At 44.2% G+C, this 22,344-nt stretch carries 18 protein-coding genes and 2 pseudogenes; 11 read left to right on the top strand and 9 right to left on the bottom strand.

Annotated elements, in window-relative coordinates:
- The first annotated feature begins 151 nt into the window (after window positions 1-151).
- Window positions 152-990: pseudogene (mepA, locus tag ACED41_RS16860) on the top strand (penicillin-insensitive murein endopeptidase).
- 273 nt (window positions 991-1,263) lie between these two features.
- Window positions 1,264-1,572: a hypothetical protein gene (locus ACED41_RS16855; RefSeq protein WP_017062536.1), complete on the top strand. Its 309-nt coding sequence runs from the start codon at window positions 1,264-1,266 to the stop codon at window positions 1,570-1,572.
- Between the two features lie 42 nt (window positions 1,573-1,614).
- Here ACED41_RS16855 and ACED41_RS16850 read toward each other — a convergent pair whose 3' ends face one another.
- The 3 genes from ACED41_RS16850 to rdgC all read right to left on the bottom strand — a co-directional run bounded on the left by ACED41_RS16850 (window position 1,615) and on the right by rdgC (window position 4,443).
- Window positions 1,615-1,869: a YfhL family 4Fe-4S dicluster ferredoxin gene (locus tag ACED41_RS16850; protein WP_004735061.1), complete on the bottom strand. Its 255-nt coding sequence runs from the start codon at window positions 1,867-1,869 to the stop codon at window positions 1,615-1,617.
- Window positions 1,870-1,903: 34 nt separating this feature from the next.
- The gene (yegQ, locus tag ACED41_RS16845) at window positions 1,904-3,322 is read right to left on the bottom strand and encodes a tRNA 5-hydroxyuridine modification protein YegQ (RefSeq protein WP_017062848.1); all 1,419 of its coding nucleotides are present in this window, start codon (window positions 3,320-3,322) and stop codon (window positions 1,904-1,906) included.
- Window positions 3,323-3,528: 206 nt separating this feature from the next.
- Entirely contained in the window at window positions 3,529-4,443 is a 915-nt protein-coding gene (rdgC, locus tag ACED41_RS16840; RefSeq protein WP_017062534.1) for a recombination-associated protein RdgC, read from the bottom strand.
- A 194-nt stretch (window positions 4,444-4,637) separates the two neighbouring features.
- Here rdgC and phoB point away from each other — a divergent pair, with 194 nt between their 5' ends.
- From phoB to ACED41_RS16825, 3 genes are read left to right on the top strand one after another with little or no spacing between them, the layout of a single operon-like run.
- On the top strand, window positions 4,638-5,327 hold the full coding sequence (gene phoB, locus ACED41_RS16835) for a phosphate regulon transcriptional regulator PhoB (protein ID WP_004735064.1): 690 nt from the start codon (window positions 4,638-4,640) through the stop codon (window positions 5,325-5,327).
- A gap of 33 nt (window positions 5,328-5,360) precedes the next feature.
- Window positions 5,361-6,659 carry a phosphate regulon sensor histidine kinase PhoR gene (gene phoR, locus ACED41_RS16830; protein WP_371725312.1) on the top strand — a complete coding sequence of 433 codons (1,299 nt, stop codon included), beginning with the start codon at window positions 5,361-5,363 and terminating at the stop codon, window positions 6,657-6,659.
- Window positions 6,656-7,633, top strand: coding sequence for a PstS family phosphate ABC transporter substrate-binding protein (locus ACED41_RS16825; RefSeq protein WP_102320722.1), 978 nt, complete (start codon window positions 6,656-6,658; stop codon window positions 7,631-7,633). Before phoR ends, ACED41_RS16825 begins: the two co-directional genes overlap by 4 nt.
- A 77-nt stretch (window positions 7,634-7,710) precedes the next feature.
- Here ACED41_RS16825 and ppx read toward each other — a convergent pair whose 3' ends face one another.
- Complete coding sequence (gene ppx / locus ACED41_RS16820) at window positions 7,711-9,222, bottom strand: exopolyphosphatase (RefSeq protein WP_017068609.1); 1,512 nt, start codon at window positions 9,220-9,222, stop codon at window positions 7,711-7,713.
- Window positions 9,213-11,309 carry a polyphosphate kinase 1 gene (gene ppk1 / locus ACED41_RS16815; RefSeq protein ID WP_371725311.1) on the bottom strand — a complete coding sequence of 699 codons (2,097 nt, stop codon included), beginning with the start codon at window positions 11,307-11,309 and terminating at the stop codon, window positions 9,213-9,215. The genes ppx and ppk1 overlap by 10 nt, the downstream gene beginning before the upstream one ends.
- A gap of 200 nt (window positions 11,310-11,509) precedes the next feature.
- Here ppk1 and ACED41_RS16810 point away from each other — a divergent pair, with 200 nt between their 5' ends.
- From ACED41_RS16810 to phoU, 4 genes are all read left to right on the top strand, one after another.
- Window positions 11,510-13,726, top strand: a complete 2,217-nt coding sequence (locus tag ACED41_RS16810; RefSeq protein ID WP_371725310.1) for an ABC transporter permease subunit — start codon at window positions 11,510-11,512, stop codon at window positions 13,724-13,726.
- A gap of 111 nt (window positions 13,727-13,837) precedes the next feature.
- Complete coding sequence (gene pstA / locus ACED41_RS16805; RefSeq protein ID WP_050619859.1) at window positions 13,838-15,547, top strand: phosphate ABC transporter permease PstA; 1,710 nt, start codon at window positions 13,838-13,840, stop codon at window positions 15,545-15,547.
- On the top strand, window positions 15,548-16,366 hold the full coding sequence (gene pstB, locus ACED41_RS16800) for a phosphate ABC transporter ATP-binding protein PstB (RefSeq protein ID WP_009848269.1): 819 nt from the start codon (window positions 15,548-15,550) through the stop codon (window positions 16,364-16,366). It begins immediately after the preceding gene.
- Window positions 16,367-16,440: 74 nt separating this feature from the next.
- Window positions 16,441-17,139, top strand: a complete 699-nt coding sequence (gene phoU / locus ACED41_RS16795) for a phosphate signaling complex protein PhoU (RefSeq protein ID WP_009848270.1) — start codon at window positions 16,441-16,443, stop codon at window positions 17,137-17,139.
- A 9-nt stretch (window positions 17,140-17,148) separates the two neighbouring features.
- Here phoU and ACED41_RS16790 read toward each other — a convergent pair.
- The 3 genes and pseudogenes from ACED41_RS16790 to ACED41_RS16780 form a co-directional block, all read right to left on the bottom strand.
- Window positions 17,149-17,412 (bottom strand): annotated as a pseudogene (locus ACED41_RS16790) (hypothetical protein); the annotation flags it as partial.
- Between the two features lie 146 nt (window positions 17,413-17,558).
- Entirely contained in the window at window positions 17,559-18,302 is a 744-nt protein-coding gene (locus ACED41_RS16785) for a copper homeostasis protein CutC (RefSeq protein WP_017062527.1), read from the bottom strand.
- A gap of 311 nt (window positions 18,303-18,613) precedes the next feature.
- On the bottom strand, window positions 18,614-19,222 hold the full coding sequence (locus ACED41_RS16780) for a peroxiredoxin C (protein ID WP_017062526.1): 609 nt from the start codon (window positions 19,220-19,222) through the stop codon (window positions 18,614-18,616).
- A 210-nt stretch (window positions 19,223-19,432) separates the two neighbouring features.
- Between ACED41_RS16780 and ACED41_RS16775 the strand changes: the two genes are divergently transcribed.
- A complete protein-coding gene (locus ACED41_RS16775) occupies window positions 19,433-20,338 on the top strand; it encodes a hydrogen peroxide-inducible genes activator (protein WP_017062525.1) in 906 nt (301 codons plus the stop codon).
- 69 nt (window positions 20,339-20,407) lie between these two features.
- On the opposite strand, the gene ACED41_RS16770 is transcribed toward ACED41_RS16775, so the two are convergent.
- The gene (locus tag ACED41_RS16770; protein ID WP_017062524.1) at window positions 20,408-20,854 is read right to left on the bottom strand and encodes a CBS domain-containing protein; all 447 of its coding nucleotides are present in this window, start codon (window positions 20,852-20,854) and stop codon (window positions 20,408-20,410) included.
- A 334-nt stretch (window positions 20,855-21,188) separates the two neighbouring features.
- On the opposite strand from ACED41_RS16770, the gene queA reads away from it, so the two are divergent.
- A complete protein-coding gene (gene queA / locus ACED41_RS16765) occupies window positions 21,189-22,241 on the top strand; it encodes a tRNA preQ1(34) S-adenosylmethionine ribosyltransferase-isomerase QueA (protein ID WP_017062523.1) in 1,053 nt (350 codons plus the stop codon).
- The last annotated feature ends 103 nt before the right edge of the window (window positions 22,242-22,344 follow it).

Here is a 22,344-nt window from a genome sequence, read left to right as displayed (position 1 = left end):
ATTTCACAATAATTCATCAATCTTAATTAGATCACATTTTTACTTTAATTGGTATAATTCACTAGCTACCACCAAAAACTTAAGTACGATATGCACCTAATCCTAAATGGCGACTAATATAATGAGTAAGCGTCAGTAATTTGGGATTATTATGAGGTTCTTTTTTGCACTGGTTGTATTCTTTTGTTCATTTTCTCTATCAGCAACTTCGTGGGAAAAAGAGAGTCACCCTACTAAAAATTCACCCTCATCAATTGGAAGCTATGCCAATGGCTGTCTAGACGGCGCGCAGGCTTTGCCTATTAATGGTTTGGGGTATCAGATCATTCGCCCTCAAAGAGAGCGCTACTATGGCCAACAGAAGCTATAAAGTTTATTGAGAGGTTAGGAGTCACGACCAGCGAGAAGCTCAATACTAATTTATTGATCGGTGATATTTCTCTTCCCAGAGGAGGGCGCTTTTCTTCAGGTCATTCAAGTCATCAAACAGGGTTAGATATTGATATATGGCTAAGGTTAACCAGTAAGAGGTTGTCAGAGAACGAATTAGCTGTGCCTAAACCTGTGAGCGTTGTGGATCTTACCAACTACAAATTGCGTGAATCGAATTGGACCGATGATCATTTTCAAGTTATTCGTTATGCGGCGAAAGATGAAAAAGTGGTGCGTATTTTTGTTCATCCAGTGATCAAGCAAACTCTTTGTGAACAAGAAAACTCTGACGCTAATGATAGAGCTTGGTTAGGCAAAATAAGACCTTGGTGGGGACACCACTCCCACTTCCACGTTCGTTTAAAGTGTCCTGAAGGCAGTTCAAACTGCATAGCTCAAGCGAGCCCTCCTAAAGGTGACGGTTGTGGAGATGACCTTGCAAGTTGGGCTCCAAAGACTGTTCCAGTTCCACCTCCTAAAAAAGTAGCGAAAACTAAGAAAAAGAAAAAAGTTAAAGTGATGCCAAGTCAGTGTTTGGCCTTGATATCGAATAAGTAATCCTGTTCATCGAGGCTTTTTACAGTGGTACTGCCACTGGTTTTTTCGACTCTAAAACTGGAGAAATATCACACTTTTGTCTAGAGTTTGTAAACACGAGATTAAGAACATCGTTTGATATTAATAAAAGCAATAACGGTATCAGCAAGGGCGATGGCGAATTTGACAAGGTTTGGTCAGGGATTGAGTGTTTTGGGGTGAAAGATGCGGCTTATATGCAGTATGCGAAATCAGAGTCTGATACCCGTCGATAGATAATTCAAGGATAAGACTATGACTATGATTTGTGCGAAGGAATTTTCAGAATGGTTAAGACATAGGTTCAACGCTGAAAGCTCGGGTATTTCAATTTCAAGAGATGACATCAATCAGCTAACAGGCAGACAACGTTTAGACCCTAGTTTCGTAAATGATGTTCACTATGAATTGATGCAGTATGGAATGGCATTTGTGACCGATACCAGCAGGGAAAACTTTTATCTTGTTCCTATAGCTCAATCAATAAACTGGCGAGAACGACTCGAATATCAATTTGAAAAAGAGCTCTTCTGCAATATTTATCCAATCGGAAAATCAGGATGAAAAAAAAGGTTCAACTTATGGTTAAGTTGAACCTTTCTTCTTTTAGGTCAAGCCTTGAATGATAACAAACTTCTCAAGTAGCTCGTCATCAGTTTCAATATGGTTTGGGTCAGTGATGATGCATTTTGTAATCGGACACACTGACTGGCATGTTGGCTTTTCATAGTGACCTTTACACTCTGTACATAAATCAGGATCGATCTCGAAGATGCTGTCGCCCATAGTGATTGCACCATTTGGGCATTCAGGATCACACATATCGCAGTTTATGCACTTGTCAGTAATTAACAGAGCCATTATTTTCTTCTCAAGTAAGTCGCTTAAGTAAAAATTATTTGCCTGATGCGTTACGTGTATCTTGGCCTTCGCTCAAGTTACGCATCAGCAAGCCGTACTCTAGATCTAGATCTGCTGGTACAGGAATAAATACAAAGTGACCGTTACCTTTCGCATCGTCGACCGCTTCAGATTTGCGGTTTTCCATAACTTCTAGTTTGAAAACAACGTTACCTTTCGGTGTCATCATTTCTAAGCTGTCGCCTACTAGGAACTTGTTCTTCACTTCTACTTCCGCTAGGTCACCACGGCGCTTACCTGTGAACTCACCAACAAACTGTTGAGTGTCAGAGATAGAGTAACCGTACTCGTAGTTTTGGTATGTATCGTGTGTATGGCGACGTAAGAAGCCTTCAGTGTAACCACGGTGAGCTAGGCTCTCTAGTGTACCCATTAGGCTTTCATCGAATGGTTTGCCTGCCACTGCATCGTCAATAGCTTTACGGTAAACCTGAGCAGTACGTGCACAGTAGTAGAAAGACTTAGTACGACCTTCAATCTTCAGAGAGTGAACACCCATCTTCGTTAGGCGCTCAACGTGTTGGATTGCACGAAGGTCTTTTGAGTTCATGATGTAAGTACCATGCTCATCTTCAAACGCTGCCATTTTCTCTTCTGGCTTGTGTGATTCAGAAAGCAGAACCACTTCGTCTGTTGGTTTACCAAGGCCTAGTGTGTTGTCTGGACGCTCATCTTGAACTTCAATGTCTTGCGTTTCTACTTCTTGAATAGCAACACCAGTAGGGTTTGCTTCAACGATCTGACCGTTTTCGTCTTCTTTCGCTGCTTCTGTTTTGTATTCCCAGCGGCAAGCGTTGGTGCAAGTACCTTGGTTTGGATCGCGCTTGTTCATGTAACCAGAAAGCAGACAACGGCCTGAGTAAGCCATGCAAAGAGCTCCGTGAACAAAGATCTCTAGCTCTGTTTCTGGGCAGTGTTCGCGAATCTCTTCGATCTCTTCAAGCGATAGCTCACGAGATAAGATCACACGCTCAACGCCTTGAGTTGACCAGAACTTAACGGTCGCCCAGTTTACTGCGTTTGCTTGAACAGAAAGATGGATTGGCATTTCAGGGAATGCTTCACGAACCATCATGATAAGACCAGGATCTGACATGATAAGCGCGTCAGGGCCCATGTCTACAACTGGTTTGAGGTCGCGAATGAATGTTTTTAATTTAGAGTTGTGCGGCTGAATGTTACATACAACATATAACTTTTTGCCTTGAGCATGAGCTTCATCGATACCGATTTGTAGGTTTTCGTGATTGAACTCGTTGTTACGAACTCGAAGGCTGTAACGTGGCTGGCCTGCGTATACTGCATCTGCGCCGTAGGCGAATGCGTAACGCATGTTTTTGAGGCTTCCTGCCGGTGATAATAGTTCAGGTACAAATGGTTTTTGTGTAGTCATTGCTTCGTTCTCTAATCTGATCTCAAGTCAGGTTGATACCACCAAGTGATATCAAAGGGGCGCAAATTTTACGCTAAAATGAGTTTGGTTGATAGCCCTAAAGATAGCAATGACATTAACAAGAGGGTCTAGAGGCAGATATAAGTGAGAACTTAGTGAGAAATAAGCTCAGATACCGTTAGCACCTGAGCCTATAGTTTGACTGATTAAGCGTTAGGTTGAGTTAACCCGCCTAATGATTCAAATAGGTTTGGAAGGAAAACACTGAACTCACCACAAAGTAGAGAGAAGTCCGCATCAAAACGCGCAGCTTGATCTTCACGAGGAATATCGTCGTTTTCGTCTTTGAGCTCATCACTGAATTTTAGGCGTTTGATGCTGCCATCTTCTGCAAGAATGAATTCAATACGGTCTTGCCAGTTGATAAGAAGTTTCGTCACCATCTTATTGGCTTCGATGTGGTTTTTAATCTCATCAGCTTCTAGTTCTTGTTTCTTAACTCGAACAATACCGCCGTCTTCTTGAATAGATTTTAGTTCTGCTTCATCAAGCATAGTGATGCCTTGTGGCGTATCACCTGATTTCACCCATTCTGTAAGAGTCGTTTCGATCGCTTGCTCTGGGATAGCTGGCACTACTGGCAGGCTACCCATTGTCTTACGTAGCAATGCTAATACATCTTCTGCTTTTTTGTAGCTGCTCGCATCAACCACAATGAAACCTTCTTTTGGCATGATCAGCGCGTAAGTGAAGTTGCTGCGGCTGAATGCTCGAGGAAGTAGATCAATGATGATGTCTTCTTTTAGGCTGTCTTTCTCTTTCTTTTTCAGAGGGGTACCAGACTCTGCCTCAAGCGTTTCTACTTTTGCGTTCAATGATTCTTTGATCACAGAAGCGGGTAGCATTTTCTCTTCTTTCTTTGCACAGATAAGAATGCGGTTTTCTGATACGTGCGTCATCATATCGCCATGTCTACCCATTGCGTGTACCCAACCAAACTTCTGTTTGTCTTGGCTACCACAAGGAGTAAAGCGGAATTCTTCAAGTTGTTTCTCTAGCTGATCTGCGTTGAAATCAATATCACGGTTGAAGCGATAGACTAGGCAATTTTTAAACCACATAAATTTTTCTCATACCTTTTTAGAAGTGCTTCATGATATGAGATCTAATTCGATTTGTCCCTAGCTCTGTATCAAAAGTTATAAAGTGAAATGTTTGAGACAGTTATATGAAAATTTGTTTTCAAAGGTCACAAAAGTGTCATAATTAACTCAGATAATGCAATGCGTTGATTAAATACAAAGGCTATTCAATTATGTCGAGAAGGATTCTGGTCGTTGAAGATGAAGCACCTATTCGTGAGATGCTGTGCTTCGTGCTTGAACAAAAAGGCTACCAAGCAGTAGAGGCTGAAGATTACGATACAGCGGTAAACAAGCTATGTGAACCTTTCCCAGATCTAGTATTACTAGATTGGATGCTACCTGGTGGTAGCGGGATAAACTTTATCAAGCACATGAAGCGTGAAGAGTTAACTCGCAACATCCCAGTGGTGATGCTAACGGCTCGTGGCGAAGAAGAAGATAAGGTGCGTGGTTTAGAAGTGGGTGCTGATGATTACATCACCAAGCCATTTTCACCCAAAGAGCTCGTTGCTCGCCTGAAAGCGGTTATCCGCCGTGTAACGCCTACTGCACTAGAAGATGTGATTGATGTACAAGGTCTTAAGCTAGACCCAGTATCTCATCGTGTTACCGCAAGCGAAGGTCCAGTTGATATGGGACCAACAGAGTTCAAAATGCTGCATTTCTTTATGACTCACCAAGAGCGTGTGTACAGCCGAGAGCAGCTGCTTAACAACGTTTGGGGTACCAATGTTTACGTTGAAGACCGAACGGTTGATGTACATATTCGACGCCTGCGTAAAGCGCTTGAGTCTGCAGGTCACGATAAGCTAATCCAAACGGTTCGTGGCGCTGGCTACCGTTTTTCTACAAAGGCTTAATGTGGCTTCGCTGCCCAGTTTACGGAGTCCTGAATGGTTGAAAAGTTAACCTGGAAAAAGCTGGCTTGGGAGCTGGCTTTTTTTTACGCACCATGGGTTTTAGTCGGATGGATATTCGGTTACCTACCTTGGTTGCTGCTGGCTGCTACGGTATTGCAGCTCGGCTGGCATCTACACAACCAAATGCGTTTGTCCGCATGGCTGTGGGATGAGAAGCGTCTAACTCCACCTTCAGGCTCTGGGAACTGGGAATCTCTGTTTAACGGTATTTATCGTATGCAGCAGAGACAGCGTCGCAAACGCAAAGAACTGACTAACCTTATCCGCCGTTTCCGTAACGGTGCAGAATCGCTTCCCGATGCCGTTGTGGTATTTCGCGGTGAAGGCAATATCGTTTGGTGTAACAAGCTAGCTCAGTATTTGCTGGGCTTTCGTTGGCCAGATGATTCAGGTCAACCGATCTCGAATTTGATTCGTACTCCAGATTTTATTAAGTACCTTAATAAGCAAGATTTCTCTGAGCCATTAGAGATGCCTTCTCCATTGAATGTGGAGCGTATGCTCGAGCTGCGTATTGTGCCGTATACCGAGGGTGAACACCTGATGGTGGTACGTGATGTGACCCAGCTTAAGCAGTTAGAAGGCATGCGCCGTAACTTCTTCGCTAACGTTTCTCATGAATTGCGTACGCCGATGACCGTCCTTCAAGGTTACCTTGAAATGACCGAAGATCCAGACATGATCGTTGGCCCAATGTGGACCAAGGCGCATGGCGTAATGACTGAGCAGCTCAATCGAATGAACAGTTTGGTTAATCAACTACTCACGCTTTCGAAAATTGAAGCGGCGCCAATGCATGAGCTCGATGAAGTGGTGAACGTTCCGGCGATGCTTGAGGTTCTTGAGAAAGAAGCGGCGAGCCTTAGCGGTGAGCGCGAACATAAGCTTGAGTTTGATATCGATAAGAGCCTACGAGCTCTTGCCGATGAAGACCAATTGAGAAGTGCGATATCGAATTTGGTTTATAACGCGGTTAAATACACACCCGCAGGTGCAACGGTCAAAGTGCGTTGGTATCAAACCAGCCAAGGCGCGTGCTTAGATGTGTCAGATACTGGTGATGGTATTGAGCCTCAACACTTACATCGACTCACAGAGCGCTTCTATCGTGTAGATAAAGCCCGCTCTCGTGATACCGGTGGTAGTGGTCTTGGATTAGCGATTGTAAAGCATGCGCTTAGCCACCACGATTCACATCTCGAAATTCAAAGTGAAGTGGGCGTCGGCAGTCGTTTCCATTTTACTTTACCAAATCGACTGACCGTATCATGAGTTGTTCGATACGCAGGATGCATTTTCCAGTCAGCTCATTATTAGCGTTTGCTTTAGTTAACCCTGTGCATGCCGAACAGGGTGTCGATTCTCTTCCTGATTATTCTAAGGTTCCGGGAATTTCTGGGAGCTTATTATCGGTCGGTTCGGATACCTTAGCGGGTATGACGACGTTATGGGTGGAAGAGTTCAAGTCCTACTACCCAAATGTTAACGCTCAAGTCCAAGCATCGGGTTCTTCTACTGCTCCTCCAGCCTTAACCGAAGGGACTGCACATCTAGGGCCAATGAGTCGTCCGATGCGCCTGCGAGAAATTGAAGCATTTGAAAGGGAGCATGGATATAAGCCAACAGCACTGCGAGTTGCTATCGATGCGATTGGGCTTTTTGTGCATCGTGATAACCCTATTGAGGGGCTTAACTTTCGTCAGATTGATGGCATTTTTTCTGAGACATTACGCTGCGGAGCAACAAGGCCCCTCAATAACTGGCAAGATCTCGGAATCGATCAGCCATGGGCGAAACATCGATTCCAATTGTTCGGTCGCAATTCTGTATCGGGGACTTATGGATACTTCAAACAGAATGCACTGTGCGGCGGTGACTTTAAAAATCGTGTGAATGAGCAACCTGGTTCGGCTTCAGTCGTTCAGTCGGTCGCTTCATCCATCAGTGGGATTGGCTACTCGGGCATTGGCTACCGCGTAGCAGGTGTTAAGCTGATTCCTATTGCAGAGCACGGCTCTAATTATGTTGAGCCTACGCGTGAGAATATCTTGAGTGGTGATTACCCTCTATCTCGTTTTCTCTATGTGTATGTGAATAAGCATCCGGATAAACCACTTTCTCCGGTTGAGAGAGAGTTCCTTACTTTTGTATTCTCAAAGCAGGGACAAGAACTTGTAGAGAAAGATGGCTATTTAGCAATACCGTCTGAGTTCGCAGAGCAAGAGTTGGCAAAAGTCGGGCTCTAATTCAGGCTGCGATAAACTTAGATAAGAAACGTATGAACAGCTTGCGCGTCGCAGGCTGTTTTAATTTTGACTGTTCGTTATTTTAGCTTTAACGACCATCCTGCATTTTGCCAACGTTGTTGCTCTTCTCTGAGCTCATAATCAAGCAGTTGGTTTTGGGCCAACCAATCGCTGTTAGTTCCTTTCAATTCCCAGTTATCCTGTTGTTCAATCGTTAGAGTCACGTCTGGGGCCAGTGCTTGATTTCGCTGACGGTTGAGTAAGATAGCGAGTCTCAATATACGAATCAGCAGGGTGACTTGTTGCTGAGTAAACAGAGAAAGTTCCGGCAAATCTTGTAGTTTGAGCGCTTTTCTTTGATAGCGAACCAATGCTGATATAAGGCGTTGTTGCTCAGTATTAAAGCCTGGCATTGTCGTATGCTTAAGCAGATAAGCCGAATGGCGGTGATAGCCTTGGAATGCAATGCTTTGTCCTACCTCATGAAGTACTGCAGCCCAACCAAGCAGATCATACAGCTCATTAGTGACCGCAGTTGTCACTTGAGGCTGTACTTGTTTCAGCAATGAAAGAGCGAGCACTTTCACTTTCTCTCCATGAGTTACGTCTACATGGTATCGAGAGACGAGCGTTTCGGCAGTTCTTGTTCGAATATCAATATCTTTAAACCTATCCTCCATGTCATAAAGAACGCCTTCTCTCAGGGCACCATCAGAAAAATGTAACTCCTTGATGTCTAGCGTATCCATTGCTGCTGAAAGAATGGTGACGCCTGCAGCAAACACAGGCTTTCTCTCATCACTTAAGCCTGAAAGATTTACGGTGTTGGATGATGAAAACTCACATAAGTGATTCTTTAAATAGGACAGGCGTTGGGGCGTAATGAGACCATCGGTGAACCCTAAGCCAATGAGTACTTCTTTTATTGATTTCGTGGTACCAGATGAGCCAAAAGCGATTTCCCAAGGGGCTTTTGTGTATTCTTCAATCAATGGCATCAATAGACGAGTAGCTGCGGTATAAGCATCTGAGAAGTGTCGTGAAGTTAGCCCTTCGTCAGCAAAGAAACGTTGAGTGAAGTTGACGCATCCCATCGGTAAACTGCGCATAATTAGAGGAGTAAAGCCTTGTCCGGCGACGAGTTCCGTACTCCCTCCACCGATATCAATAACCAACTTAGATTCAGAAGCGGTTTGAGTGTGTTCTGCTCCGTTATAGATTATTCGAGCTTCTTCTTGACCGGAAATGATCTCTATTGGAAAAGGAAACAGTGGCTTGGCTTGCTCTAAGAAGTCTTTAGCGTTTTTGGCTTTTCTTAGGGTATGAGTCGCAACAACTCTGACATCATCAAGCTCAAAATCCGCCAGTCGTTCTGCGAACACCTTGAGGCATTCTAGGCCTCGCTCGATAGCGCTTTCAGATAGGACGTTACGTTCATCCAATCCATCACCTAATCTCACTTTCTGTTTGTGTCTGCTGACTAATTGCAGGTGTTGATCGAATACTCGGGCAACCACCATGTGAAAGCTGTTCGAACCCAAGTCGATAGCGGCAATACATCGAGAATGTTTGTTATCAATTAGCGGCATGATTTCTTCTCTTGTTTGTACTTCTTGCGAGCAAGTTTCTCCATACGTTTAATATAGTGGTAAGTGGAGAGTTGTGACGTCGGGTAATCAAGTAGGTTTGCTGGTGGTTGTGTGTAAGAGTTGCTCATCGCTTGGTCTAGCACTCGAGCTTTGTTGCTGTCATCGAAATGAAACTCGGTGATATCGATAATGGTTTGCTTGATCTTTGGATCTAAAATTGGAGCTGCAACTTCGATGCGGTGATCAAAATTTCGTGTCATCCAGTCAGCGGAAGATATATAGACCTTCGGCTTTCCAGCGTTACCAAATATCATCACTCTCGGATGTTCGAGGAAACGATCGACCACACTGACTATCTCAATATGATCACTGATGTTGGGTATGCCAGGGACAAGAGAGCACATGCCGCGAATGACCATTCTCACTTTTACATTGGCTTGGCTAGCCTGATAGAGCTTTTCAATGATCTCTCGATCGACCAAGTTGTTGAGTTTTAGAGTGATGCTTGCAGGTTTACCTTCTATCGCGTTTTGTATTTCATTATCTATCAATTGGTACAGACGTTTTCTAGTATTCTTTGGTGACACAATCAGTTGCTTGAACTGGGACTTTTGATAAGGGTTTTCAATATACTTAAAGACTTGTCTCACCTCTTGAGTCAAATCTTCATTCGCAGTGAGCAGAGAAAAATCGGTATACACGCGCGCTGTAACTTCATGGAAGTTGCCAGTGCCAATATGGGCATAATGCTCGGTATGCTTGCCTTCTTTTCGTTTGATGAGCAGCAACTTGGAATGGATCTTCAAACTTGGGATGCCATGGATGACTTTTACACCCGCTTCTTGAAGTTTCTTGGTCCATTGAATGTTGGCTTGCTCATCAAAGCGAGCTTGCAGCTCGACAACCACAGTGACCTTTTTGCCATTGTGCGCCGCATCGATGATCGAGCTGAGGAGTTTTGAGCCTTCCGCAACACGGTAAACGTTTATTTTGATGGAGGTTACCTTCGGGTCAAAGGAAGCCTGCCTAACCAGTTCAGTGATGTGACTAAAGGTGTGATAAGGATAATGCAGTAAGATGTCGCGAGCTTTGATCGCTTCGAAATAGTTTGGGTAATGGCTGAAATGCGCGCACTTAATCGCGGGTAGAGGACGATTAACTAAATCACGTCGGTTAAGGCTTGGGAACTCAGAGAAATGTTTGAAGTTATGATAGCGACCACCTGCGATGACACTGTCATAGTCAGACAGTTTAAGTCTGACTTGTAAGAAGTTGAGCATTTCAGTTGGCATTTCAGATTCATAGATCAGACGTATCGGCAGTGCCGTTAAGCGCTGTTCTAAACCTAAAGACATCGATTCTAATAGGTTATTTTCATTGTCCTCTTGCAGATCATAATCGGCATCACGTGTCATTTTTATCGCAAAACAACGCAATGAGTCATACTCAAAGAATCCTTTAAGTAAGTCATCCAAACAAAATCGAACTATATTATCTAACAAGATCAAAGTTGTACGCTGCGAAACCGAAGTTTCCGGTAACTTAACAAATCGAGGGAGTGCTTCTGATGGGATTTCGAGTAAGACATATTGAGATGATGCATCACGCTCGATGTCGATGGCTAAGTAACTTTGTTCATCTTTGAGAATATTAAGTAACTGGCTATCTTCGTTCAAGAGAATCGGAGTTAAGTGTGGCAGCACTTTTTTCTTAAAGTACTTTTTTATCCAGCCACTTTGTTCTTCGCTGATTTGTTGTTCGTTGACCAGAAAAATACGATTGCGTACCAATTCCAATAGCAAGTCGTTATACAGTTCATGGAATTGAGCATCGAGCTTGCTTGCTTTGCTCTGCATTTTAGTCAGTAGGCTTTTCGGCGAGTTGGAGGTTAGCTGTGGATCTTGAAGTAAGATCTTTCGCTTCACATCAGCAAATCGGACTTTGTAAAACTCATCGAGGTTTTTCGAGTAAATACCTAAAAAACGAACTCTTTCGATTAAGGGGACTGACTTATCTGCCGCTTCTTGGAGCACTCTTTCGTTGAAGGATAACCAGCTAAGTTCTTTTGTGACATAGTCTTTTTTCATCGAGATGAGAATCCTTGAGTACTGGCTATAGAGCTGATTACTTTAAATTAGAATGGCAAAATTCACAAAATCTATGATCTTACTTTAAGAAATATAGCTAACAAACTTGTTATTAGTTTCAGTTGTTTAACGTAACTTGTAATATAATTGTCATCTAACGTACATATTATGTCAGTAGCTAAAAAAAGGTAGATAAACAGATGGCTTCAGCCCAATTTTCATTGAAAGAGCGCGACAAAAAAAGATGGTTGAAAGATCGTCTCGTCCGTTTTTCGGTGACATGTGGCGCGGTCAGTGTTCTAGCTGCCCTAGTATTGATCTTTGTTTACTTGGCAATGGTCATTTTACCGGTATTTTCAGATACTGGTTTAGAGACCGACCAAGCCGTAAAGACCGTTGCCGTAGAAGAGCCTATCGTCTTATCGGTTGATGAATATGGTCAACATGCATTTACTATCGAAAAATCCGGTTTGGTGCAGTTTTGGGATTTAGAGTCTCAAAATACACACTCTTACTTTGAGCGAAATGTTTTAGCCAATCCTGTTGCCTTCTCTCGAAATACCCCATCAGAAAACTGGTTTGCCTTTGCCGATAGTGCAAGCAACCTTACTTTTTTCTATCCTGAGTATAGTGCGCCTGTGCTGCAAAAGGGCAGTGAAGCCGATCCTAAAATTGAGCAAATCACTCTCCCTGAACCGTTTTTAAATGATGAACCCTCAAATGGGGCGACGATCGACAAATTCGCGTTCTCTAAGAATGGACGTGGTATCACGGTTGCCGCTCAGCTAAGTGACCAACGAGTCTTAGTGAAGTGGTACCAAAGTGATGTTACGGGTCAGTATGTTTTTCAGAAGAGCCAATGGTTATCGGATAAGTTGGGCTTACAGCAACAGTTGTTAGTCACACCTGATGGCCAAACCTTATATCTCCGAGCCCAATCGGATTTAGTGGTTTTGAAGCTATCAGATAGCGGCTTCAATGTTCGTGAAGTGATTGATCTTAGCTTGAATGATGCGAAGCACTCGGTGAAAAGTATCGATTTACTGTCTGGAGCTTATTCACTGTTGGTCACGCATGAGGACGGACAGGTTTCTCAGTGGTTCGATGTACTCAAAGATGAAAAGCGTAGCCTGACCCATATTCGAGACTTCCAACTTGCTGAACAAGTGCAATTTATTTTGCCTGATACTTATAGAAAGGGTTTTTATAGCTTCTATAAGAACGGCACATTACAAAGCCACTATACGACCAGTGAAAAACTGTCGCTGTTCGAGCGTGCATTTGATAAATCACCACAATTAGCCGCTATGTCTGCCAATGAACTGCATCTGGCGACGCTGATTGATGGCACCATCAGTGTGGCTAAGGTCGATAATGAATACCCACAAATATCATTCTCATCGCTTTGGCAAAAGGTCTGGTATGAAAGTTACCCTGAGCCGCAATACGTTTGGCAATCAACCTCGGCGAATGATGACTTTGAAGAGAAATTCAGTTTAGTACCTATCACATTCGGTACTATTAAAGCAGCTCTGTTTGCGATGATGTTTGCCGTGCCGGTTGCTGTGCTCGGAGCCATTTACACCGCTTACTTTATGTCTCCACGCATGCGAAGAGTGGTGAAGCCTTCGATAGAGCTGATGGAAGCACTTCCGACCGTGATCATCGGATTCTTGGCCGGGCTTTGGTTTGCTCCAATCGTCGAGACGCATTTAACGGCCGTCTTCTCATTGATGGTGTTATTACCACTGAGCACACTGCTGACTGGACTTGTTTGGTTCTGTTTACCGAAGAGGGTAACGGGTCGCTTCTCTAATGGTTGGCATGCTCTGATATTGATTCCGGTATTGGTGATTACTGTGGTTGCGGTGTTTGCTGGTGGAAACAACATTGAAGCCTTGTTATTTGGTGGTGATATTCGTACCTTCTTGGCTAGCTATGGTATCGACTTTGACCAACGCAATGCGCTAGTGGTTGGTTTTGCTATGGGCTTTGCGGTCATCCCAACGATTTTCACTATTGCTGAAGATGCTATTTTCTCTGTACCTAAACATTTGTCTGATGGGTCATTAGCGTTGGGTGCGACGGCGTGGCAGACGCTTATTTATGTGGTGCTATTGACGGCGAGTCCAGGTATCTTTTCTGCGGTTATGATGGGCCTAGGGCGAGCAGTTGGTGAAACCATGATCGTCTTGATGGCGACAGGTAACACCCCAATTCTTGACTGGAATGTTTTGGAAGGGATGAGAACTTTATCGGCAACGATTGCTGTTGAGCTGCCAGAATCAGAAGTGGGTGGTTCTCATTTCCGCTTGCTGTTCTTGGCTGCACTCTTGCTGTTTATCTTTACATTCGCGGTGAACTCAGTTGCTGAGTGGGTTAGACAAAGACTGAGAGATAAATATCGTGCGCTGTAGTTTTAAAGGTTTGCCTCAATGTGTATCAATGGCTTTTAGTGGCTTGACTAGCGTGTCTCTTGATCTTTGCAGCTCCTTGATTTCAGCACGCCAAGAGCAAGGTCGATCATGATGAATAAACTGAAGTCATTATTATCTTGGGTTAAATCGGGCTCTCCGTGGATCTGGCTTACGGGCGGGGCGGTGAGCATCAGTATGCTTTCTGTTCTTGGCCTAATGCTGCTGATTGGTTGGAAGGGCTTAACCTATTTTTGGCCCGCACCTTTGTATCAATGGCAAGTTGACTCCAAAGACTTATCGCTAGTGGTCGATCTTGACGAAACCGTATCAAAACAAGATGTATTGGTTGGTCAGTTATATGAACGAAAATACATCCCGATAGAGCAAGTTCCACAAGTCCATGACCTTTTGTCTCCTCAAAATTTGTCGACTGGGCTGATACAGCGCTTAAGCATCAAAGTTGCTAACAGAGAACTGTACCCTGCGGACTTTGTTTCTATTCTGGATGTTAACTTACGTGAACCCACTACCCCGCTAGATTGGGTTGTGATTGAACGAAGTCGAGGTGGTTATTTCTTTGGTAAGCCGGTGGGTTTTAAAACCGCTTCTGGTACCTTTGATTCGAACATAGACCAAAAGCTCGAACAAGGCTTGGCGTTCGCTGATACGTTACGTAAAGAAACGTCGCGTGTCGTGAACCAAGAAATTCGTAATATCAGCTGGCAATTGGAAAACCTGCGCTTAGAAAAGCGTAAGCTTGAACTCAATGAGTCAGTGAGTGATGAATACCTTACAACCTATACTCAAACTAAACTGGAATTAAACCGCCAGTTAGGTGAAGCCGAAGTTAAGCTTGAGCACCTTAGAACGCAACTTAATGTCGAAAGCTTGCTGGTTGAGGATATGACAGGCGAGCTGGTCGAGATCTCGCTCAGCCACATTCTGGATTATTGGTACCCAAATAATATGTCTTACCTAGAAAAGGTTGGGCACTGGGGCAAACAAGTTTGGAAATTCTTATCAGAGAACCCACGAGACTCAAACTCTGAAGGCGGTGTATTCCCTGCCATTTTCGGTACAGTACTGTTGGTTATTCTCATGTCGATCGTCGTGATGCCTCTTGGCGTGGTCGCTGCGATATATCTTCATGAATACGCAAAAAACAACGCACTAACACGTTTAATTCGTATCGCCGTGATTAACTTGGCGGGTGTACCGTCGATTGTGTATGGCGTTTTTGGTTTAGGCTTTTTCGTCTATACCATTGGTGGCTCGATTGATACGTTGTTCTATGCAGAGCGATTGCCAGCACCGACATTTGGTACGCCGGGTCTACTTTGGTCAGCACTAACCTTAGCGGTCTTGACGCTTCCAGTCGTTATCGTAACCACGGAAGAGGGCTTAACGCGTATTCCTAGTGCAGTGAGGCACGGTTCATTAGCGCTTGGTGCGACTCAATTTGAGACGCTTTGGCGCATTGTTTTACCGATGGCAAGCCCAGCGATTATCACTGGTTTAATTTTGGCAATCGCGAGAGCCGCGGGGGAAGTTGCACCACTTATGCTGGTGGGTGTTGTTAAATTGGCATCTAGCTTGCCAGTCGATGGTCAGTTTCCGTATTTACACTTAGATAGAAAGTTCATGCATTTAGGCTTTCATATCTATGATGTTGGTTTTCAAACCTCTAATATCGAAGCGGCACGACCTTTAGTGTATGCGACTTCATTTTTATTGGTTACGGTGATTGTTGGGTTGAACTTAACAGCCATCAATATCCGTAATAACTTGCGTGAAAAATACCGAACCTTAGGACAAGATTAGATGTTCTCGATTAATGAAACCTTGGGTTACCAAGCACCACTTGATGTTCACAATCTGAAGGATGAGCAAATTGCTATCTCGATCGAAGGGCTAAATCTTTACTATAAAGAGAGCCAAGCACTTGATGATATCTCGATGCAGATCCCGAAGGGGCAGGTGACGGCGTTTATCGGCCCTTCTGGGTGTGGTAAGTCGACTCTGCTGCGCTGCATTAATCGCATGAACGATCTTGTTGAAGGCTGTAAGGTTTCCGGGAAAGTGAAGCTTCATGGCAAGAACGTCTATCACCCTAAGGTGGATGTTGCGACCTTACGACGCCGTGTGGGTATGGTATTCCAGCGTCCAAACCCTTTTCCTAAATCTATCTATGAGAATGTGGTTTATGGCTTGAGGCTACAAGGCGTTAGCAACAGCCGAGACCTTGATGATGCGGTTGAACGCTCTCTGCGCGCTGCTGCGTTATGGGATGAAGTGAAAGATCGGTTGCATGAGAATGCTTTTGGTTTATCTGGCGGTCAACAGCAGCGTTTGGTTATCGCTCGTGCGGTTGCGATTGAGCCTGAAGTGCTGTTGTTAGATGAGCCGACATCGGCACTCGATCCGATTTCTACTTTGACGATTGAAGAGTTGATCAACGATCTCAAAACGCAATACACAGTGGTGATTGTTACCCACAACATGCAACAAGCCGCGCGTGTAAGTGACCATACTGCCTTTATTCATATGGGAAAATTGATCGAGTACTCAGATACGGACTCAATTTTTACGTCTCCATTGAAAAACCAGACGGAAGACTACATTACTGGTAGATATGGCTAACCTCTCCAAAGGTGTCATCTAGAGCTAAGTCACTCTACAAAAATGGCTTTCTTCATTTCTTTCAAGGAGCAAGTATGCATTTCGGTCGCCACATTTCAGGGCAATTCAATGTCGAGTTAGAATCGATCCGTACTCATGTATTGACCATGGGCGGGTTAGTGGAGCAGCAACTCTCGTTTGCAATGCAGGCGCTTCATAAAGACGATGTTGAATTGGCCAAAAAAGTGATTCGTGATGACCACAAAGTGAATGCGATGGAAGTGTCGATTGATGAGGCTTGTACTCGAATCATTGCAAAGCGTCAGCCGACAGCGAAGGATCTGCGTTTGATTATGGCGATCATCAAAACGATTACCGATCTGGAACGTATTGGCGATGTTGCTTCTAAAATTGCGCAAGGTGCTATTGAGATCCCTTCAACCAAAGAGCAAAAATTCCATGTTTCGTTAGAGCCTCTTTGCCGTCAGGCAATCACCATGCTTCACCAAGTGTTAGATGCTTTTGCTCGTATGGATGTTGATGCGGCTGCTGAAGTTCACAAACTTGATGATAAGTTGGATGCGGAATACGAAGCCGTTATTCGTCAGTTAATGACCTATATGATGGAAGACCCTAAGAACATCCCTAATATTTTGCAGGTGATGTGGTCAGCTCGTGCGATTGAGCGAGTGGGAGACCGCTGCCAAAATATCTGCGAATACATTATTTACTTTGTGAAGGGTAAAGATGTACGTCACCTCGGTGATCAAAGCCTTGATGACGCACTAAAATAGAGCTTATCTTTAGAAGCTAATAATGGCACCAAGATTGAAATTGACCGTTGTGTCGTAAGGCACAAAGGTTTTGTTGTGATCAAAAATATTCATATCAACACCAGCACGTAATCCAAGCATTGGTGTCGCTTGGTAAACGTAGGCCCCGCCTAGGCTTATACCATGTGTTGTTTTCTCTTCTACTTCGCCTGAGCGCGTTTTCGTACCGTCATAACTTGCCACGCCAATTTCAGCCTGAAAGCCGTGGATTTGGTTTCTTCCAAACATGTTTTGCTTCGTAACAGGTTTAAATCAAGAGAGCTGAATAAGTCTTTAGCCATATCTATCCATGAAAATTTTCTGCGCTATTAAATCTAATATACGTCAGTCAGTTAGATTAGTCAGCGAGGTTCTCTGGATTTATGCTGGCGACTATTGCCCTAAGCGGTGAGGGCGGCTCTCACATCAGATATCTTACTCGCATCTGTCACTGGGATCTGATAATCATCAATATTATCACTGCCCATTTGAGCACTTGAGTTGTTTTCCATTAGACTCGGCCTTGTCGATTTACCTGAAAGGTGAAGAGCAGGTACTTGGGTAGCGCTTTGAATCATTTTGGCATTCGCAGCGTTAACGCCAGCCCCCGCCATGATATCAATTCGTCCATCGGCTTGTTTGACCATTGCAGCCAATACATCGATACCTTGCTCAGCATTAGCAGCAAGCCCTGATGTCAGGACTCTTTCGCATCCAAGTGTAATGATTTGTTCTAATGCTGCTTGGAAATCAGAGCTTTGATCGATGGCTCTGTGGAAGGTAATCCCAAGCTTTAACGAGTGCGCTTTGTCAGCCAGTTGTTGCATCTTTGGCATATCAATACTTCCGTTCGGCGCTAACACACCAAGTACGACCCCATCCAATCCTGCATTTGCGCAAGCTTCAATATCTTCAAGCATACAGAGCATATCGTCGTTATCGAAAATGAAGTCGCCTTGTCTTGGGCGTATCATAGCGTAGACCGGAACCGACGAAACTATTGCCGCTTGTTTCATCATTCCGAAGCTTGGAGTTAATCCGCCAAGTGCTAATGAAGAGCAAAGCTCAATTCGATTCGCGCCACCAGATAGTGCGGTATGAAGAGATTCTAAGTTATCGATACAGACTTCAATTTCGGTGTTCATCGTGTTTATCCGTTCAAAAAGATACTGATGAAATAATAGCAATCTAGGTGTGATTCTGAATAGATGGGGATAAGGGAAAATAGAGGTAAAGTTTAGGTTTATCGCTACCTCAATTATCTATTACAAGAGTCAGTCTAGGGGAGCGAGGAGGGGGAAAACAAAAAGCCCGAAGCGTTAACTTCGGGCTTTTAATAGGACTTTACTTCTTAACTGATTGGCGGTGCGCTTTGCGCTATTAGCTTATGCTTTATGTCTCTTTAAAGAGAATCTTCCAACCATTAACCCGCGTTGAGTTCGGGCTTAAGAGGTAATTACTTGCTTAGGTCGTCAGCGTGCTCAGATAGGAATGCTGCAACACCTTTTGGAGATGCGTCCATACCTGATTTGCCTTCTTCCCATTGTGCAGGACAAACTTCACCGTTCTTCTCGTGGAAGTTTAGTGCGTCTACCATGCGTAGCATTTCGTCGATGTTACGACCTAGTGGAAGATCGTTAACTACTTGGTGACGTACAAGACCGTCAGCGTCGATTAGGAAAGAACCACGGAAAGCAACGCCTGCTTCTGGGTGCTCAACATCGTATGCTTTGCAGATCTCGTGCTTAACGTCAGCAATTAGAGGGTATTTAACTTGACCGATACCGCCATCAGCGATAGCAGTGTTACGCCATGCGTTGTGAGAGAATTGAGAATCGATAGAAACACCGATTACTTCAACGCCTTTAGCTTGGAAATCTTCAAGACGGTTGTCGAAAGCGATTAGCTCTGAAGGACAAACGAAAGTGAAGTCTAGTGGGTAGAAGAAAACTACAGCTTTCTTACCTTTAGTGAATTCTGCGAAGTTGAAGTTATCAACGATCTCACCGTTACCTAGAACAGCTGCTGCAGTAAAGTCAGGGGCTTGACGACCTACTAGTACCATTTTGGAATCTCCTAAAAAATTAGTTGGCCCAACACATCTTTGTTTGGGCTCCGTTTCTACGGGACAAACTATAGTACAATCGGTACTATAGAAAAAAGCGAATTAAATAGATTAAGTTAATCGAAAAAAGCGATAAGCTTATTCTTTGTCCTGTCCTTAGGTCGAATGACCTTTACCTAACTTATCCTACTCATATTACAAAGTAATTTCATGAATAAATGGCCAAGTCTTAAGCAACTTCACTATCTTGTTACTCTTCACGAAACTCGTCATTTCAGTGATGCCGCAGATCGCTGTTTCGTCAGTCAATCTACGCTAAGTAAAGGCATTCAAAACCTAGAAGAGCTGATTGGTTGCCCGCTTTATGAGAAGAAAGATAAAAAGAGCCCGCTAGTTTTCACGCAAGCAGGTGAGCTGGTGGTCAAGCACGGTCGAGAGCTACTAGCGAAAGGACAAGATCTCGTAGAGCTTGGAAATCTATGTAACGGGGATGCGATGCAAGGGCAGCTGCGAGTCGGGTGTATTCCTACTATAGCGCCGTTCCTTTTGTGCGATTTGGTACAGGAAGCCAACCAGCGCTTTCCACAATTAAATTTGCTGTTACGTGAAGACACAACGACCAACCTATTGGCTGCGCTGCGTCATGGAGATTTAGATGTGCTGATTCTGGCTTTGCCTGTCGATATCGACAATATGGAAAGCCAAGTTGTTGGGCAAGACCCTTTCCGGATGGTGATCAGTCGCAATCAAGCTGATGGTATTCGCGTTCCGATTAAATACGATGACCTGCCAGACGAATCTGTATTTTTGTTGGAGAACGAGCATTGCTTAACCGAGCATGCTGTGTCGGCTTGTAAGTTAACGGATAAAGAGAAGATCAACCCGTTCACTGCGACGAGCCTTCACACATTGGTGCAAATGGTGGCTAATGGTTTAGGAACCACCTTTATTCCGCAAATGGCGATCGACCACGGTTTATTGGAAAACCAGAATCTCGTTGTGATCGATCCTCCTGGTCAGCAGGCCTACCGAGATATTGGCCTTGTCTGGCGACCAAGCTCTTCGCGTCGTGAGACATTCCATCAATTAGCGGATGTGGTATCTGAGCTTCTATAATAATCCGCTGCGACAACAATCCCTCTGAGCGGCTGAATTGGCCGCTCTTCTTTATATCAATTCCGAGCGTTACTCTACTTCTGCTTCTTCTGGCTCTACTTCTTCTTGCAGCTCCAGTAAATTGATCGCTATCGTGACAAAATCGCTGTCTGTAATAATGCCTACTAGTTCGTGGTTTTCTACGACAGGTAAACAGCCCACTTTATGTTTCTGCATGTAGATAGCCGATTCTTTTAATCCTGCACGCGGCTCTACCGACATAACACTTTTGTGCATGATGTCGTTGAGGGGAGTAGCAAGAGTAAAAGATTGAGCTTGTGGGATGTTTTGTAGGCTGGATTCTTGAGCGGCGAGAACGTCTCGTTGTGTGACGACACCTAGTAGTTGCCTGTCGGAATCGACGACCGGAATATGGCGGATATCAAGTGCTTCCATCATGTGCTTAGCATCGGCCAGTGAGTGTGAGCGCAATAGGGTATGAGGGTTGCGAGTCATCATATCTTCAACCTTGATCATACGAACCTCCTTCTTTTTTATTTGTTGCTATTACTATAGTTTTTTATCCAAAAAATAACTGAGATCTGACGCATTCTTGGGTGAGTTTTATGCAACTAATTCTTTAGCTTGAGGAGGTGAATCAGTCGCATTATTTTACGCCTCTTTACAATAATCCAGTGCTGTAAACCTTGCTATTGCGGCTCGTGTGCCTATACTAGCCCACTGCGAAATTTTTAGTCGTGTTTGCGATGTGTTTCTGGTAACGATTGACTTACCGTAACGATTATCCAGCAACTACGATTTATGATTCGTCAACGGCACAAATCTCATCAACTAAGACAAGACTAGACACATGCAAGTTTCAGATTTTCACTTTGACCTACCAGATGAACTCATTGCTCGCTACCCTCAAGAGGAGCGTACAGCAAGCCGCCTGCTTAAATTAGATGGCAACAGCGGTAACCTAGCTGATGGTTCGTTTAAAGACGTTTTAGACTTGGTTGAGCCAGGCGATCTTGTTGTTTTCAATAACACTCGAGTGATTCCAGCTCGTGTATTTGGTCGCAAGGCATCAGGCGGTAAGCTTGAAGTGCTGGTTGAACGTATGCTTGATGAGAAAAGCATTCTTGCGCATGTTCGTTGTTCTAAATCACCGAAGCCGGGTACCAAGTTGTTCCTTGGTGAGAACGATGAATATGAAGCTGAAATGGTGGCGCGTCACGATGCGTTATTCGAAATCCATTTCACATCCGATCAAAGCGTTTTAGAGATTCTTAACAGTGTTGGTCACATGCCACTGCCTCCTTACATCGATCGTCCTGATGAAGATGCAGATAAAGAGCGCTACCAGACTGTCTATAATGAAAAGCCGGGTGCGGTTGCAGCGCCAACAGCAGGCCTTCACTTTGATGACAAGCTAATGGCCGACATGAAAGAAAAAGGTGTTGAGTTTGCTTACGTGACGCTTCACGTTGGTGCTGGTACGTTCCAGCCAGTAAAAGTAGATAACATCAATGATCACCACATGCATGCTGAGTACGTTGAAGTGCCGCAAGAAGTGGTTGACGCCGTAGCTGCAGCAAAAGCTCGTGGCGGACGTATTATTGCTGTTGGTACAACATCAGTACGCTCACTAGAAAGTGCAGCGCAAGATGCATTGAAGAAAGGCACCGAGCTCGTTCCTTTCTTTGGTGATACAGAAATCTTCATCTTCCCTGGCTATGAATACCAGTTGGTGGATTGCCTGATTACCAACTTCCACTTGCCAGAATCAACACTGATTATGTTGGTGAGTGCATTTGCTGGCTACGATAATGTGATGGGCGCTTACGATCACGCCGTGAAGAGCGAATACCGTTTCTTCAGCTACGGCGATGCGATGTTCATCAATAAGAAAACGAGCTAACTTAAGCTGGTTTAAGCGATACAAAAATTTACGGGTGCTAGCAGTAAGCTAGGAGTCGGGCAGGGTGTCTGTCTAATCTCTCGCAAGGAATACGCGACCGCTC

It is taken from the genome of Vibrio sp. 1F255, assembly GCF_041439145.1.
Taxonomy (GTDB): domain Bacteria; phylum Pseudomonadota; class Gammaproteobacteria; order Enterobacterales; family Vibrionaceae; genus Vibrio; species Vibrio crassostreae_C.
This window is presented reverse-complemented; position numbering and strand designations above follow the sequence as displayed.

Excerpts from the sequence above, each read along its gene's own strand:
- ACED41_RS16855 (WP_017062536.1), top strand. The coding sequence starts at position 1,264 with ATGACTATGATTTGTGCGAAGGAATTTTCAGAATGGTTAAGACATAGG.
- ACED41_RS16850 (WP_004735061.1), bottom strand. The coding sequence starts at position 1,869 with ATGGCTCTGTTAATTACTGACAAGTGCATAAACTGCGATATGTGTGAT.
- yegQ (WP_017062848.1), bottom strand. The coding sequence starts at position 3,322 with ATGACTACACAAAAACCATTTGTACCTGAACTATTATCACCGGCAGGA.
- rdgC (WP_017062534.1), bottom strand. The coding sequence starts at position 4,443 with ATGTGGTTTAAAAATTGCCTAGTCTATCGCTTCAACCGTGATATTGAT.
- phoB (WP_004735064.1), top strand. The coding sequence starts at position 4,638 with ATGTCGAGAAGGATTCTGGTCGTTGAAGATGAAGCACCTATTCGTGAG.
- phoR (WP_371725312.1), top strand. The coding sequence starts at position 5,361 with ATGGTTGAAAAGTTAACCTGGAAAAAGCTGGCTTGGGAGCTGGCTTTT.
- ACED41_RS16825 (WP_102320722.1), top strand. The coding sequence starts at position 6,656 with ATGAGTTGTTCGATACGCAGGATGCATTTTCCAGTCAGCTCATTATTA.
- ppx (WP_017068609.1), bottom strand. The coding sequence starts at position 9,222 with ATGCCGCTAATTGATAACAAACATTCTCGATGTATTGCCGCTATCGAC.
- ppk1 (WP_371725311.1), bottom strand. The coding sequence starts at position 11,309 with ATGAAAAAAGACTATGTCACAAAAGAACTTAGCTGGTTATCCTTCAAC.
- ACED41_RS16810 (WP_371725310.1), top strand. The coding sequence starts at position 11,510 with ATGGCTTCAGCCCAATTTTCATTGAAAGAGCGCGACAAAAAAAGATGG.
- pstA (WP_050619859.1), top strand. The coding sequence starts at position 13,838 with ATGAATAAACTGAAGTCATTATTATCTTGGGTTAAATCGGGCTCTCCG.
- pstB (WP_009848269.1), top strand. The coding sequence starts at position 15,548 with ATGTTCTCGATTAATGAAACCTTGGGTTACCAAGCACCACTTGATGTT.
- phoU (WP_009848270.1), top strand. The coding sequence starts at position 16,441 with ATGCATTTCGGTCGCCACATTTCAGGGCAATTCAATGTCGAGTTAGAA.
- ACED41_RS16785 (WP_017062527.1), bottom strand. The coding sequence starts at position 18,302 with ATGAACACCGAAATTGAAGTCTGTATCGATAACTTAGAATCTCTTCAT.
- ACED41_RS16780 (WP_017062526.1), bottom strand. The coding sequence starts at position 19,222 with ATGGTACTAGTAGGTCGTCAAGCCCCTGACTTTACTGCAGCAGCTGTT.
- ACED41_RS16775 (WP_017062525.1), top strand. The coding sequence starts at position 19,433 with ATGAATAAATGGCCAAGTCTTAAGCAACTTCACTATCTTGTTACTCTT.
- ACED41_RS16770 (WP_017062524.1), bottom strand. The coding sequence starts at position 20,854 with ATGATCAAGGTTGAAGATATGATGACTCGCAACCCTCATACCCTATTG.
- queA (WP_017062523.1), top strand. The coding sequence starts at position 21,189 with ATGCAAGTTTCAGATTTTCACTTTGACCTACCAGATGAACTCATTGCT.